Source organism: Staphylococcus condimenti (assembly GCF_001618885.1).
GTDB lineage: Bacteria > Bacillota > Bacilli > Staphylococcales > Staphylococcaceae > Staphylococcus > Staphylococcus condimenti.
The window spans coordinates 1,885,137-1,901,534 of record NZ_CP015114.1 but is presented as its reverse complement, the minus strand read 5'-3'; the positions used below and the strand labels follow the sequence as shown (position 1 = coordinate 1,901,534).

The following is a 16,398-nucleotide window of genomic DNA, read 5'->3' as shown; positions in this document are numbered from 1 at the left end:
AGTTTGTGCAGTGTCTTGCAAGTTATTCTCTTCAGCTGCTTGTACTTCATGGCTTGCTCCGAAAATTAAAGTTGTTCCCAATAAAATGGATGCCGTACCCACTGTAAACTTACGAATAGAATACTTATTTTGAGTATTCGGCAAGAAGTCTAATCTTTTGCTGTTTTTTGATTTCATGTTGTCCTCCTGATTACTTCTTAAAACATATTGACTCTCTCTCTCAACACAATTATATATCACTTTAAATAGATTGTGTATATGATATGTGTAATAAATTAAACTTTATACTGACTCCTTTTATGATTATTCTTATAATTTAATATCTTATTATTTTTATACAAATTAAATTTATGTGTATTAAACTATTTTTTGTTACTCAAAATCCCTTTAAAATAACGTTTATCTTTTCTGTATTTTCTTCATCACCAATATATAAATATAAGTTATATTATTTTTATATTTCTCGTTTTTTAGATAAGAAATTTTATAGATAAAAGTTCCAATCTAATTAACGCTATGATATTATAAATTTGGTAGTTTAGCGTAGAGCTACTGAATTTTTATTTTTACAGGAGGATTTACATGAACAAAAGAGAGAAGCAACAGGTGGATATTCTAACGAAGAAAAACAAGTATTCGATCAGAAAATTCTCTGTTGGCACAGCCTCTATTATTGTTGGGTCACTTTTATTTTTAGGAGTAGGCAACCAAGCAGAAGCTGCAGAAGATGCAGCAGCAGTTGCGCCTGAAAAAACTGCAGCTGATCAAACACAGCCTGCAGCAGAAGCTCAACCTAATGGAGCAGACACAACGAACCAAGACAACCCGCAACCCGCTACTTCTCCGGACAAAGCAACTTTACCTGAGAATACAGCCACAAGAGATACTAAAACGACAGATAAGATTGATACAAATGATATCTGTTACGTTGGTGAAAACCCAACTGCTAAAGGAGCAGGTGTTAACCCAGCAGATGGTGTTTTTGTTGACTGGGAAAAATCATTCGATAATGGTGATTTTACAGGAGCACAATCTAAATCCAAAACAATGGAACACGTTTATAGCGTGGGCGGTGTAACACCAGAAGAAGTAGAACAAAAGTATCCTGGTGGTCCAGCAGATGCTGGTACTGTTAAATATTCTTGGGAAGAAAAACAATTCACTGGAAATGAACAGTATGAGGGATGGCGCCTTGCTGCTGATTCTGCAGGTAAATCATTTACAATCGTACAACCAGAAATGGCTATACAAACTCAACCTGGAGTTACAGAATTTAAAGGTGAAAAAACTAAAGTTTATAACAATCCTTTAGGTAAAAATGAAGTAGCTTCATCTGGTGAAGACGTTCCTACATTAGTAGGTACTGCTAACTGGAAAAAAAACTCAGGAAACGCTTACCGTACAGATACAAAACGCTATATTGAATTAGGGACTCAAGGGACAAAAGTTGAATCTAAAGAGATTCCTGTTAACCCAGACGCTCTTGTGCGTTTCCACTTCTCATACAGAGGTGTTTATGGTACAGGCGAGCATGCATATATTGATTCAGAACAAGGTGTAGCTTACTTAGTTGATGCTGCAACAGGTCAAAAGTTAACAAACTTAGACAAAGCCGATGAAATTTCTACAACATCTGGTTATTTCGGTTGGACATATGCAGCTACAATTTACAAAATTCCTGATAATGTTAATGCAGTTAAAATTGTTTTAGAAGCAGGAGACAAACCAAAAAATTATGTTGCAGCATATCCAGATGCTGATAATCCAGGTTATCTATTTGATAACGTCGGTCTAGAATTAGGACCTGCATTAGAATCTCAACAAGTACTAACACGTATCGCACCAGACGGCACAGCTGAACCGAATTATTACGGTAAAACAAAAATTTATAAACGTGGAGATGTATTGAAATATACTCTAGAAACTTCTAATAATGGCGGCATTTACTCAGATGAAAACTCTACAATTATCAAAGTGCCTGACGGTTTATCAATTAAAGGTGATCTTCCTGATGGATACACTTACGATGCAACAAACCGTACTATTACTGTAGGTAATAGATCGTTTGATAAAACTGTAAGTACTATCAATTTAGAATTCCAAGTAGACAACGATATTACTGAAAATGGTATTTATTTCGAATCATATATCAATTTTAAATTCGGTTCTTTCTACTATGGAAATGCAATTTCTGATGGTTCAAACATCCCTCATCAAACATGTTTCGTGGGTATAGATCAAAAAATCTACTTAGATACAGTCGCTCCTGAAGCGCCTACAGTAGATGACATTGATACAGTAGCTAAAAATGTTCCTGTAACACCGCCAGCTGCTACAGATACAAACAAAATTGAAGTTACTTTCCCTGGTGCAAACCAACCAGTAACACTCACAAAAGATGATAATGGTACATGGTTGCTTGACAATACACCAGTTGCAGTAGACAACGGTAAGTTGTTAGTACCAGTTCCAGCAAATCTTGATTTAAAACCTGACACTAAAATTACAGCAGTTGCATACGATGTTGCTGGTAATGAATCTAACCCTGGTGAAGGTAATGTAACAGATGAGCCACCAGTTATTGAAGCTTCAGACGTTACTATTGTTAGAGGTGAAAAACATTTTGATACACCTCAAGACAAAACTTCTTATCTTAAATCACTTGCTACAGTGACTGATAAAGAAGATGACGCTTCTACTACAGATAATAAAAACACTAAATTCGAAGTAGTGGATGATAGCAACTTTAATCCTGATGTAGCAGGAACTTATGCAATTACAGTAAAAGCTACTGATGGTGATGGTAAAGAAACAACTAAAACATTTAACGTAACTGTTGCACCTAATGCTGCAGATACACACAATCCTGCTTACGGTAAAGCTGAAACTAAACCAGGTGCTCCAATTGAAGTACCTCAAACGGGAGATAATGATTTACCAAAAGGAACTACTTTCTCTGTAGATCCTAACGATGTTCCTGAAGGTTGGACAGTTACTGTTGATCCTGATACCGGTAACGTAACAGCTACTCCAGACAAAGACGTTAAGCCTGGTACTTCAGTAGATATTCCAGTCAAAGTTACTTATCCGGATGGTTCTGAAGATCAAACAACTGCTAAAGTTACAGTAGTTCCTACTGATGCAGATGAAAATACACCTGCTTATGGCGAAGCTTCTACTAAACCTGATAAAGAAGTTGTTGTTCCTCAAAACGGAGATAATGATTTACCGCAAGGTACTAAATTCTCTGTAGATCCTAATGACGTTCCTGAAGGCTGGACGGTTACTGTTGACCCTGATACTGGTGATGTAACGGCTACTCCGGGCAAAGATGTTAAACCTAACACTTCTGTAGATATTCCGGTTAAAGTTACTTATCCGGACGGTTCTGAAGATCAAACAACTGCTAAAGTTACAGTAGTTCCTACTGATGCAGATGAAAATACACCTGCTTACGGTGAAGCTTCTACTAAACCTGGTAAAGAAGTTGTTGTTCCTCAAAACGGAGATAATGATTTACCGCAAGGTACTAAATTCTCTGTAGATCCTAAAGATATTCCTGAAGGCTGGACGGTTACTGTTGATCCTGATACTGGTGATGTAACGGCTACTCCTGGTAAAGACGTTGAACCTGGTACTTCTGTAGATATTCCGGTTAAAGTCACTTATCCGGATGGTTCTGAAGAACAAACTCCTGCTAAAGTTACAGTAGTCCCTACTGATGCAGATGATAATACTCCTGCATACGGCGATGCGACTACTAAACCTGGCAAAGAAGTTGTTGTTCCTCAAAACGGAGATAAAGATTTACCGGAAGGTACTAAATTCTCTGTAGACCCTAAAGACATTCCTGAAGGCTGGGCGGTTACTGTTGACCCTGATACTGGTGATGTAACTGCTACTCCTGGTAAAGACGTTAAACCTGGTACTTCTGTAGATATTCCAGTTAAAGTCACTTATCCGGATGGTTCTGAAGATCAAGCAACTGCTAAAGTTGGTGTAGTTTCTGATGATGCAGCAGATCATACTCCTGCATATGAAGATGCAAATACTAAACCTGGACAACCAGTTACTGTAAAACAAACTGGAGACAAAGATATTCCTGACGGTACTACTTTCTCTGTAGACCCTAAAGACGTTCCTGAAGGCTGGACGGTTACTGTTGATCCTAAGACTGGTGATGTAACTATTACTCCTGGTAAAGACGTTGAACCTGGTACTTCTGTAGATATTCCGGTTAAAGTCACTTATCCAGATGGCACTTCTGAAACAGCACCAATCAAAGTTTCAGTAACACCTACTGATGCTGATAATCACGACCCTAAATACGGCGATGCATCTACTAAACCTGGTGCTCCAGTTATAGTTGAACAAAAAGGTGATAAAAACTTACCTGACGGTACTACTTTCTCTGTAGATCCTGAAGATGTTCCTGAAGGTTGGGAAGTTAAAGTCGATCCTAAGACTGGCGATGTTACAGCTACTCCTGGTAAAGACGTTGAACCTGGTACTTCTGTAGATATTCCGGTTAAAGTCACTTATCCAGATGGTTCTGAAGATCAAACAACTGCTAAAGTTTCAGTAATCCCTACTGATGCTGATAATCACGACCCTAAATACGGCGATGCATCTACTAAACCTGGAGCTCCGGTTACGGTTGAACAAAATGGCGATAAAAACTTACCTGACGGTACTACTTTCTCTGTAGACCCTAGCGATGTTCCTGAAGGTTGGGAAGTTAAAGTTGATCCTAAGACTGGCGATGTTACAGCTACTCCTGGTAAAGATGTTAAACCTGGTACTTCTGTTGAAATTCCGGTTAAAGTCACTTATCCAGATGGTTCTGAAGATCAAACAACTGCTAAAGTTTCAGTAATTCCTACTGATGCTGATAATCACGACCCTAAATACGGCGATGCATCTACTAAACCTGGTGCTCCGGTTACGGTTGAACAAAATGGCGACAGAAACTTACCTGATGGTACTACTTTCTCTGTAGATCCTAATGCTGTTCCAGATGGTTGGACTGTTACTGTTGATCCTAAGACTGGTGATGTTACAGCTACTCCTGGTAAAGACGTACAACCTGGTACTTCTGTTGAAATTCCGGTTAAAGTCACTTACCCAGATGGCTCTACTGAAGAAGTTGGCGCTAAAATCAAAGTGGTAGCTACAGATGCTGATAATCACAACCCTAAATACGGCGATGCTACTACTAAACCTGGTGCTCCGGTTACAGTTGAACAAAAAGGTGATAAAAACTTACCTGACGGTACTACTTTCTCTGTAGACCCTAGCGATGTTCCTGAAGGTTGGGAAGTTAAAGTTGATCCTAAGACTGGCGATGTTACAGCTACTCCTGGCAAAGACGTTAAACCTGGTACTTCTGTTGAAATTCCGGTTAAAGTCACTTACCCAGATGGTTCTACTGAAGAAGTTGGCGCTAAAGTCAAAGTAGTAGAAACAGACGCAGATAACAACCACCCTGGCTACGATAAAACTGATATCGAACCTGGCGCAACAATCACTGTTCATCAAACTGGTGACAATACAATGCCAGACGGTTCTAAATATGAAATCGTAGACGGCACAAAATTACCTGAAGGTTGGACAATCACAATTGATTCTAATACTGGTGATATTACTGCGGTTGCTCCAAAAGATGCTAAACCTGAAACTACAATTGAAGTTCCAGTATTAGTAACTTATCCAGATGGTACTACTGAACAAATTTCTATCCAGTTAAACGTTGTTGAACCTAAAGGTGACGCATGTGATACAGACGGCAAAAACAATGGTAAAGATGGAAATAATAACGGTAATAATGGTACTGACAATAACAACGGCTCTGACAATGGCAAAGACGGTGCTGGAGATAACAGCGGTACTAATGATGCTAACAATGGCGACAATGGTTCTAGCAATAACAACGGAAACAATGGTTCTAACAATGGCGTAAATAATAACGGTGCTAAAACAAATGATTCATCAGCAGTAAATACTAAAGATAATAAAGATAAAGCTGTAACAGCTAAATCTCAACAAAAATCTTTACCAAAAACTGGTACAACTGAATCAACTATGGCTTTAGGTATTTTAGCAGCGCTTGCAGGATTTGCTCTCCTAAGACGCAGAAAAAGAGCACAAAAATAAATTTAAGTATTAACTGAGACGACTAGAGGGGCTACCCCTTCTAGTTTCTCGTTAATAAATATATGTAAATAACAAGCAGTTTTTCATTAAACAACGGGAGGAATAACAACATGAAGAAAAATAATAAACGCTTAGATTTCTTGCCAAACATTCAAAACAAATATTCCATAAGAAAATTCACGGTAGGAACAGCATCTATTTTAGTAAGCAGCTTATTATTTTTAGGCATCTCAAATAATGCTAGCGCAAGTACTGAAGATCCTGTTGCTGAAACAGCCACAGCAACTCTAGATGCTGCACAGCCAAATGATGCACCTAAAGAAACAATTACAACTACAACAGAAACACAACCAAACCCTGATGCTCCCGCACAGCAAAACGGAACGAACCAACCAGCAGATGCAACAGCAACTCAAGCACAGCCACAAGATACACCTAAAGATCAATCTGAAGCAGCAACTCAAACACAACCCGCAGCTGCCCCTGCAACACCAGTCGTTGCTACAAGAGCTGCAGCAGTTCCAGGCTCTAGTTTGAATGCCACAGATAACATGATTGGACCTGATCCAGTAGTTCAAACTGGCGTTACTAAAGCGGCAGACTTACCTGCTTTAACTAAAGAACAAGTTCAAAATGTCAACAACCAAATTACTTGGTTAGACTTCTCTGACCCTGATTCTATTTCTAATCCTGCTTTCAGCGATACTGGTCAGCTTGCACTTAAAGTTGGAACAAAATATGAAAAAGAAATTATGCCTGGTTTAGTTGTTACGGCAACTGTTAAATCTTTACAACCATTTGAAGCGACTCCAATGTATGCACGTCGCGCTGAAGGAGATGATGATTCTGGTTATAACCCGCATGCTACTAACATTGTCAGAAAAGATGCACATGCCGATGAAATCGATAAACCTGCCTATGTTGTCGTTACTAAGCAAGACCCGAATTGGTCTCATTTGAAAAAAGCAGGAGTAGATACAGGTGAAGGACTGACAAATTTCGGTTCTAATAGAAATTATGGTAACGTCGGAGCAACTTTTGAAGTTAAAACTACTTACAATGGTCAAGAAGTGCCAGCTAATATTGTCATGTCCGATGGAGAAGAAGCTAAAAATATCGAAGCGCTGATTTATACTACGAATGGATCAGGATGGGAATTGTTTACGAATGCCAAAAATGAAGGCAATCCAGAAAATTATCACCCAATTACTGCGGATGACGGTTATTTTATAGATTCGATTGACAAAGGCGAGCATGGTAAAGGTAAATATTATGTTTCTCCTGATAAAAACTTCGGCGGTTTAGGTACTCAGATCTTCGGTCCCAACCAAACAAGACAGGATGAAAACAGTGTACCAATCGTTGTAACGACTGGAGCAACTGAAGTTTCTTTCTTTGTAAACTCTACTGGAATACAAACAGTCCAAATGGGCTTTGTTATTTTAGATACAGGTGATGCCCCTTCTTCTTATGGTGAAGCTATTCATGCTATAACTGAAACTGCAAATGTCAGCCAACCCTTTTTAGGTACACAAAAAGCAGATATTGATTTGAATATACCAAACAAACAATATAAAGAATGGCAAACTGATAATCTTGATACACCAAACACTGCAAAAGCACCTGATGAAGGTGAACAGCAATTAGTTGGTGAAAACCAAAAATATATCGTTTATAATGCCGCCGATCAAACTTACTCATTAGATATCATCGCAAACACAAGCGATAACGATACTTCATTTGTTCGTGGATGGGTTGATTTCAACAATAATGGTCTCTTTGATGAAAAAGAAAAATCTGAATTAGCAACTGTATCAAGAACAGGCTCAGATGGTAAAATAATCACACTTTTATTCAAAAACTTACCTCAAATCACGGATGATTCGCTTGATTATCTCGGTGTAAGAGTCCGTACTTCACTTGCTGAAGATTCAGTCAATCTTCCAAACGGTGTCGCATATTCTGGTGAAGTAGAAGATTTTGAAATTAAAGTTGTTCACCCTCCTAGAGGTGAAAAATCAGAAACAAATGGTCTTCAGGGTCAACCTCAAACGTCTAAAGCAGTCTTTACTGCACATGGACGCGTAGAAAAAGATTGGCCAAAAGTAAATGAAATGGACACAACTGTAGCAGTCAAAATTGTTGATGACAATGGTAATTTAGTATCAACATTAACAGTTCCTGGTGAAGGTAAATATGACGTAGCACCAGATGGCACAATCACATTTACTCCAGAACCTCAATTCACTGGTACTGCAAAAGGTATTGTATTACGCGGTACTGACTTGAATGGTAATACTTCAGGCTGGACAAGCAACACAGCTGAAAATAATTTAGAAAACAATAACCTAGGTGTTAATGGTACTACTACTATGGATGCAGTTTATATCCCAACGGTTACACCTGTAACACCAACTGCAGACCCTGTTGAAACAACTGATATACAAGGACAACCTCAAACAGGTACACCAGTATTCAAAGGCGGAGATCCGGCGGTACCTATTGATGAAACAGTTGCACCTAAATTAATCGACCCTGCTACTGACGCTAAAGTTGATACTTTGACAGTCCCTGGCGAAGGTACTTATAAAGCAAACCCTGACGGTACTGTGACGTTTACTCCGGAACCTCAATTTGTCGGTACAGCAACTCCTGTTAAAGTTGAAAGAGTTGATAAAAACGGTACACCTGCCCAAACAACTTATACACCAAATGTAACAGCAGTCACTCCAACTGTTACACCAGCTGAATCTGAAGGTACACAAAGTCAGCCTCAAACTGGTACACCTACATTCGAAGGCGGAAATCCTTTAGTTCCGATTGATGAAACAGTTGCACCTAAATTAATTGATCCTAATACTGGTGATAAAGTCGATACTTTGACAGTCCCTGGCGAAGGTACGTATAAGGCAAACCCTGATGGTACTGTAACATTCACTCCGGAACCGAAATTTGTTGGTAAAGCAACTCCTGTTAAAGTTGAAAGAGTCGATACTAATGGTACACCAGCTCAAACAACTTATACGCCAAACGTAACGCCTGTTAAACCTGTAGGTACACCAGCTGAGTCTGAAGGACCTCAAGGCCAGCCTCAATCTGGCACACCTACATTTGAAGGCGGAAACCCAGATGTACCTATCGATGAAAATGTTGCACCTAAGTTGGTTGATCCGACTACTGGTAATGAAGTCGATAAAGTAACTGTTCCTGGCGAAGGTACTTATACTGTTGATCCTAATGGCAAAGTGACATTCACTCCGGAACCTCAATTCAAAGGTGATGCTAAAGGCGTTGATGTTAAACGTGTCGATAAGAACGGTACACCGGTTACTGCGAAATACACACCTAAAGTGAACGCTGTAACACCAACTGCTAATCCAGCAGAAACAACAGGTGTACAAGGTAAAACTCAAACAGGTACACCTACATTCGAAGGCGGAGATCCTTTAGTTCCGATTGATGAAACAGTTGCACCTAAATTAATCGACCCTGCTACTGGCGCTAAAGTCGATACTTTGAAAGTTCCAAATGAAGGTACTTATGTTGCTAACCCTGATGGTACTGTAACATTTACTCCGGAACCTCAATTTGTCGGTAAAGCAACACCTGTTAAAGTTGAAAGAGTCGATACTAATGGCACACCGGTTCAAACCACTTATACACCAAAAGTAACGGCTGTAACTCCTGTTGGTACACCAGCTGAGTCTGAAGGACCTCAAGGTCAGCCTCAATCTGGTACACCTACTTTCGAAGGTGGAGACCCAGCGGTACCAATTGACGAAAATGTTGCACCTAAACTAGTTGATCCTAAAACTGGCAACGAAGTCGACAAAGTGACTGTTCCTGGCGAAGGTACTTACACTGTTGATCCTAATGGCAAAGTGACATTTACCCCGGAACCTCAATTCAAAGGTAATGCTAAAGGTGGGGATGTTAAACGTGTGGATAAAAACGGTACAACAGTTACTGCGAAATATACGCCTAAAGTGAACGCTGTAACTCCTGTCGGTACGCCAACTGAGTCTGAAGGACCTCAAGGTCAATCTCAAACAGACACACCAGTATTCAAAGGTGGAGATCCAGCGGTACCGATTGACGAAAATGTTGCACCTAAATTAATCGACCCTGCTACTGGTGCTAAAGTCGATACTTTGAAAGTTCCAAACGAAGGTACTTATACAGCAAATGCTGATGGTACTGTAACGTTTACTCCAGAACCTCAATTTGTCGGTAAAGCAACACCTGTTAAAGTTGAAAGAGTCGATACTAATGGTACACCAGCTCAAACAACTTATACACCTAACGTAACAGCAGTTACTCCTGTCGGCACACCGGCTACATCTGAAGGGCCTCAAGGTCAACCTCAAAAAGGTACGCCTACTTTCAAAGGTGGAGATCCTTTAGTGCCAATCGATGACAAAGTTGCACCTAAGTTGCTTGACCCTAAAACTGGCAACGAAGTTGACAAAGTGACTGTTCCTGGCGAAGGTACTTATACTGTTGATCCTAACGGTAAAGTTACATTTACTCCGGAACCTCAATTCAAAGGTGACGCTAAAGGCGTTGAAGTCAAACGTGTGGATAAAAACGGTACAACAGTTACTGCGAAATATTCACCTAAAGTGAATGCGGTAACTCCTGTCGGCACACCAGTAACATCTGAAGGACCTCAAGGTCAGCCTCAAAAAGGTACGCCTACTTTCAAAGGCGGAGATCCTTTAGTGACAATCGATGACAAAGTTGCACCTAAACTAGTTGATCCTAAAACTGGCAACGAAGTCGACAAAGTGACTGTTCCTGGCGAAGGTACTTACACTGTTGACCCTAACGGTAAAGTAACATTCACTCCGGATCCTAAATTCACTGGAGAAGGCAAAGGCGTTGAAGTCAAACGTGTGGATAAAAACGGTACGCCGGTTACTGCTAAATACACACCTAGCGTAACTCCAGTTACTCCAGTTGGTACACCGGTTACTTCTACAGGTGTTCAAGGTCAACCTCAAGAAGGTACGCCTACTTTCAAAGGCGGAGATCCTTTAGTTCCGATTGACAGTACAATCGCACCTAAGTTGGTTGATCCGAATACTGGCGAAGAAGTCAACAAAGTAGTAATTCCTGGTGAAGGTACTTACACTATCGATCCTAACGGCGAAGTAACATTCACTCCGGATCCTAAATTCACTGGAGAAGGCAAAGGTATCTTAGTCAAACGTGTGGATAAAAATGGTACAACGGTGACTGCTAAATTTATTCCTAATGTGACAGCAGTAACACCTAAAGGTACACCTGCCACATCTGAAGGCCCTCAAGGCGAAGTACAAAATGGTACGCCTACATTCGAAAGCGGTGATCCTTTAGTTCCGATTGACAACACAATCGCACCTAAGTTGGTTGATCCGAATACGGGTGAAGAAGTAGACAAAGTAGTAGTTCCTGGTGAAGGCACATATACTATCGATCCTAACGGTGAAGTAACATTTACTCCGGATCCTAAATTCACTGGAGAAGGCAAAGGCGTTTTAGTCAAACGAGTTGATAAAAATGGTACAGCAGCAACAGCTAAGTACACACCAACTGTTATCGCTAAAAAAGAAACACCTGAACCAGCAAAACCAACACCAAAAGATCCTGTTGAACCTAAACACGGAAAAACTGAACCTACTGACAATGTTAAAACTTCTGATGAAGTAAAAGAAACTACAGTTGCAAATGAACAACAATCTAAGAAAACTCAACCAGCAGCTGATAAAGTTGAACCAAAACAACACAAAGACGTTTCTGATAATAAATCTAAAGCAAAAGCTTTACCAAATACCGGTACTGAAGAAAACAATACAAACACAACATTGTTCGGCTCATTATTAGCACTCTTTGGATTAGCAGCTTTCAGCAGAAGAAAAAAAGAAGATAAAGAATAGTTAATCTTTACCTAGAGACTTCCACAGTCTCTAGGTTTTTTTGCTTTTTTATGGAATCATTTAAAATCAGATCCTAATCACAATATGTGTATTCGCAAAAATATAATAAAAAGCACGCTGACCTCTATATCAGCGTGCTTGATTTGACGGAGAAGAAGGGATTTGAACCCTTGCGAGCTACTAAGCCCCTGTCGGTTTTCGAGACCGATCCCTTCAGCCGTACTTGGGTACTTCTCCATTCTCTTGTGACAGTGTTTCTTTTCGCAAATTGATGATGATTAAACACTGACAGCTTCCACAATAAAATTTCTAATATATGATTTCAAGTACTTTGCTTAAATCGGGTATGGAATAATGAGGAGTGAAACAATGCAATTCACACAACGATTTATTCATACATTCAAAGAAAACTTATATAAAGACACATGGTTTACCAACTCCGTTGATGACAGTTGGTACGATCAATCAATAGAATTTAATTTATATTATCAACCACCTTATATTTGGACAGCAATGATAGATTATTTAAGCAAACGAGCTATTCCGGGCGTTGAAATAGTACAAGATAATTACTATGCACGTACCGTCTTGCTTAAAGATTCTACTACAAAAAGAGCCGTAAAAGGCTGGCTTAAGATAAAAAATAATATAAAAATCAATGCACTCTTAGTAGAAATGAGTGTAAGCTTAATACCTGAATGGCATAAAGTTGTTCAAAAACTGCAACATTTATTTGATTTAGAAGTCAATCCTGAAATCATCAACAAAACCCTTAACGAACAATGGATAACGTTAGGATTACGTGTACCAGGTGCATTTAACGGATTTGAATTAGGCGTACGTGCAATATTAGGACAACAGATCACTGTCAAAGCAGCTACAACGATATCCGGCAGACTTGTTCATGCATTAGGTACATCCTTTAAAACTAAAATAACCGGTTTAGATACATTGTTCCCCATCCCTGAAAAATTTGTGCGTTTAGCACATGGTGACATACCTATTTCAGATATATTAGGACCTTTAGGCGTTACAGGTCGTCGTTCCAATACAATCGCTGCTTTAGCTGAAGCACTTGTAAATAATGAAGTGCAATTAAATCCTATAGTACAGGGTGCTGAATCTCCCCTTCCTTTTTCGCGCCACACCGTCCAAATGGAAACTGCTGAAGCTGAAATGAAACAGTTACTAGCAATCAAAGGAATCGGTAAATGGACAGCACAATACATCGGTATGAGAGCACTCGGCTATACTGATAGTTTCTTAGAAACAGACATCGGTATCAAAAACGCAATGCCAAACCATACAACATCAAAATCTCGTCTAGTCGCTGCAGAAAAATGGCATCCGGTTCGCAGCTACGCAGTCGACAATTTATGGAACACACTCAATTAAAGCTTTAAAAATGCTCGAATCCTCACCACCACAAAGATTCGAGCGTTTTTGCTTTATTCAAATAATCGACGAAACGTTTTAACCTCCACAGCATTCGCTTGTTGTTTTTGACGTTTCAATAAACCGCGCCATTTTTCATGATTATCTACAGTCTGATGCAATTTATGCATCAACCCCCGGTAATCAGCAGTTTTAAAGACATTGCCTTCTTCTCCATCAAGTACATATTTCAAATTATGTACCGTTTCCGCATATGCAAAAATCAACATATCTGATAAGAAGGCACGCCGAACCGCATCTAAAATTTCATTACCTGAATTAATATCTAAATAAATATCACAGTCATCATATAGTTTCTTCACGGTTTCGCGTTCAATCGATGGATAAAGCTTCACATTCTCATAGCGCTCCATCGCCATCAATTTAGAAGACATTTCAGTTAAAGCACCAATATGAAATTTCAAATGAGGACTTAATTTCACCAATTCCTCCAAATTCTCGATTTGATCTGAATTCGTCATCGTTAATATACTTTGCGTAAATTGATTGCGACGTGTAAATGGATAGATATAACCGCCTAACTCCACTTTCTGTTTTACCTCTTTATCCACTTTTTCAACAATTTGGTCATACTCATGACGATCAGGCACCACCAATGTAAAATCACGCAATGAACGATTAAGATTCCCTTCATTCAATACCAAACTCATATTACCCGGCAATGCTGCATCGATATCAATATGTTCTTGCCAAATAACATAATCATGACCTTCAATTCCTAAATTATAAACAACAGATAAAGGTGTGCCTAAATGATTAATCACAAAACTATCTAAATCAATGCCCATAACTTCTAAATAAAACACAATAAAATCCGCTTCAGTTTCAAAGAAATAATCTTTTCCATGCCATGTCAGCACATAATTCGACGTCGTATAATTCACATAAATAATCGGTTCTCCTTCACGCGTAAAATATTCCTTCAAAATAGCTACACCGCGTAAATCATATGTGGTTTGAGCAAAACGTATGCCGAATTGATCATAATGGTCACGGTAGCGGACAAACCCTTGTGGATCCAACCACTCTACACTGCTGACAATACGTTGTTTATAATTCGGTTGATAATGAATCTTCCCGCGCACTTGCCCCATATCTTTAATCACCGCTTGATTGTTATCTCCTTCGATATCCCAAAAACGTGGTACTTCTATTTCATTGAAATACAAAGCATGGTCGCTGTCTTTAATTTCATTTTCTGCAAAAAAACGATAAGGCGAAGTCACTGCTTCCGGTAAAAACCCATCATCATTTAATACAACAGTCAGATGGTCTAATCCTGCTTCCATCATTGAATGATACAATGTTTCAGTCGGTTGATTAAAACGTTCAAATAGATTAATCATTGAGCACCTCTCCTATCAAGTCACGCCATTTTTCTTGAATATGCGACGTTTTAAATGCTTCTGCAATCTCATAAGATTTATGATGAAAATCTTCAGTATTTCCTTGGAAATAATCCACAATACGTGCAGCAATTCTATCTGTAATCTCATCTAAGCGGTCTTGTTTTAAATCAAGCGGGATTAAATAACCATTTCCCCCGTGTTCAATAAATGTCGGGTTGCCGTATTTCACATCAAAACCAATCATGCCTAAACCTGCACCAACCGCTTCCATTAACGTTAAACCGAAACCTTCGCTTGTTGACCCTGATACAAATAAATCATACTGCGGATAGATTTTTGCTAAGTTGACATGTCCATGTAATTGAATGTAATCTTCAGCACCTAATTCACGAATTAAATCTTGCAGTGCATTGCGTTCGCCGCCTTCACCATAAACATCAAAGGTGATTTCAGGTATCATTGCTTTCGCTTTAACAACACCGCGAATCAGCCAATCGACATGTTTTTCAGAAGCTAAGCGAGATGCACTGATAATTGAATAAGGCCGGCGTGTCTTCCCTTTTTCTGGATAGCTCAACGCATGCAGACTGCCGACAGGTATTGTATGAACATTAGGCGTATGATTTTGATATTGTTGCATCTGCTTGGTTAAAATTTCATTCTGCAAATCTGTCGCTGTAATAAAGAAATCGAATTCAGGTGCATTACGAAACTGATACTCATAATAGTTATTCCATAAAATCGTTTCTTCATTGGTACTGCCTTCACTAAAGTGTTCTGCATGTACCACTACACCCAGTTTACTGTCACCTTTATGTTGCAAGACAGCTTGACCGATATGAAGTTCATGAGAAGCACGATCAAGAATCACCACATCATCTGAAGATAATGCTAATTGTTTCATAAAATAAGCGACAAATGCTTCTTTACTGTAAAACTTAGCATCTTTAAAACTATACATATGACGTTCTCCATCAATAAACTCTTGATAGGCAATCGAACCATCTTGATTATAAAACTGGCGCAAATAAATTTTAGCGCGTTGTTCAAAGGGTGCGTAAAACTCAGAATAAACTCGTGTATAGGAATAGAAATCTTTACGAATCAAATTACCATTTACCACAAATTCAGCGCGATTGATAATCTCACTATTCTCATCTTTCAAATAGCATGTAATAAAGTTTTGATCACCCGGCATAAATAAGCGACGTACTTTTCCAGCTTGTTCTGTACGTACAACCTTATTTTCAACTGTATCCAATAAATCTTGAACTGTGTAAGTCGTTGGTGCAATTGGAATATCTGAAAAATACTGATATAACCAAATAACTTCATCGTCTTGAAAACCCATATTTTCGGTATACGTTTGAATATTTTCATTTTGAATCAAATCAATAAATACAAATTTCAATGGATGCTTAAAATTTCTTAAGAGCTTGGCACGATAAGCTTGTGCATATTCTACACCGCTGCTTGCCCAGCCAATACCGAAATTAATATTATAAATTGTCACTTTGCTTCCC

At 39.0% G+C, this 16,398-nt stretch carries 4 protein-coding genes, 1 tRNA gene and 2 pseudogenes; 3 read left to right on the top strand and 4 right to left on the bottom strand.

Features of this window, described 5'->3' with window-relative positions:
• Positions 1-30: 30 nt before the first annotated feature.
• A pseudogene (locus A4G25_RS13400) lies at positions 31-177 on the bottom strand (YSIRK-type signal peptide-containing protein); the annotation flags it as partial.
• A 405-nt stretch (positions 178-582) separates the two neighbouring features.
• On the opposite strand from A4G25_RS13400, the gene A4G25_RS09225 reads away from it, so the two are divergent.
• Positions 583-6,153 carry a YPDG domain-containing protein gene (locus A4G25_RS09225; RefSeq protein ID WP_047130909.1) on the top strand — a complete coding sequence of 1,857 codons (5,571 nt, stop codon included), beginning with the start codon at positions 583-585 and terminating at the stop codon, positions 6,151-6,153.
• A gap of 110 nt (positions 6,154-6,263) precedes the next feature.
• Positions 6,264-12,011 (top strand): annotated as a pseudogene (locus A4G25_RS13160) (YSIRK-type signal peptide-containing protein); the annotation flags it as partial.
• 207 nt (positions 12,012-12,218) lie between these two features.
• Here A4G25_RS13160 and A4G25_RS09215 read toward each other — a convergent pair.
• Positions 12,219-12,308, bottom strand: a tRNA-Ser gene (locus A4G25_RS09215).
• 132 nt (positions 12,309-12,440) lie between these two features.
• On the opposite strand from A4G25_RS09215, the gene A4G25_RS09210 reads away from it, so the two are divergent.
• Entirely contained in the window at positions 12,441-13,466 is a 1,026-nt protein-coding gene (locus A4G25_RS09210) for a DNA-3-methyladenine glycosylase 2 (RefSeq protein ID WP_052766716.1), read from the top strand.
• Between the two features lie 53 nt (positions 13,467-13,519).
• Here A4G25_RS09210 and gtfB read toward each other — a convergent pair whose 3' ends face one another.
• Positions 13,520-14,872, bottom strand: a complete 1,353-nt coding sequence (gtfB, locus tag A4G25_RS09205; protein WP_047130910.1) for an accessory Sec system glycosylation chaperone GtfB — start codon at positions 14,870-14,872, stop codon at positions 13,520-13,522.
• Positions 14,865-16,388: an accessory Sec system glycosyltransferase GtfA gene (gtfA, locus tag A4G25_RS09200; RefSeq protein WP_047130911.1), complete on the bottom strand. Its 1,524-nt coding sequence runs from the start codon at positions 16,386-16,388 to the stop codon at positions 14,865-14,867. Before gtfA ends, gtfB begins: the two co-directional genes overlap by 8 nt.
• Positions 16,389-16,398: the final 10 nt, after the last annotated feature.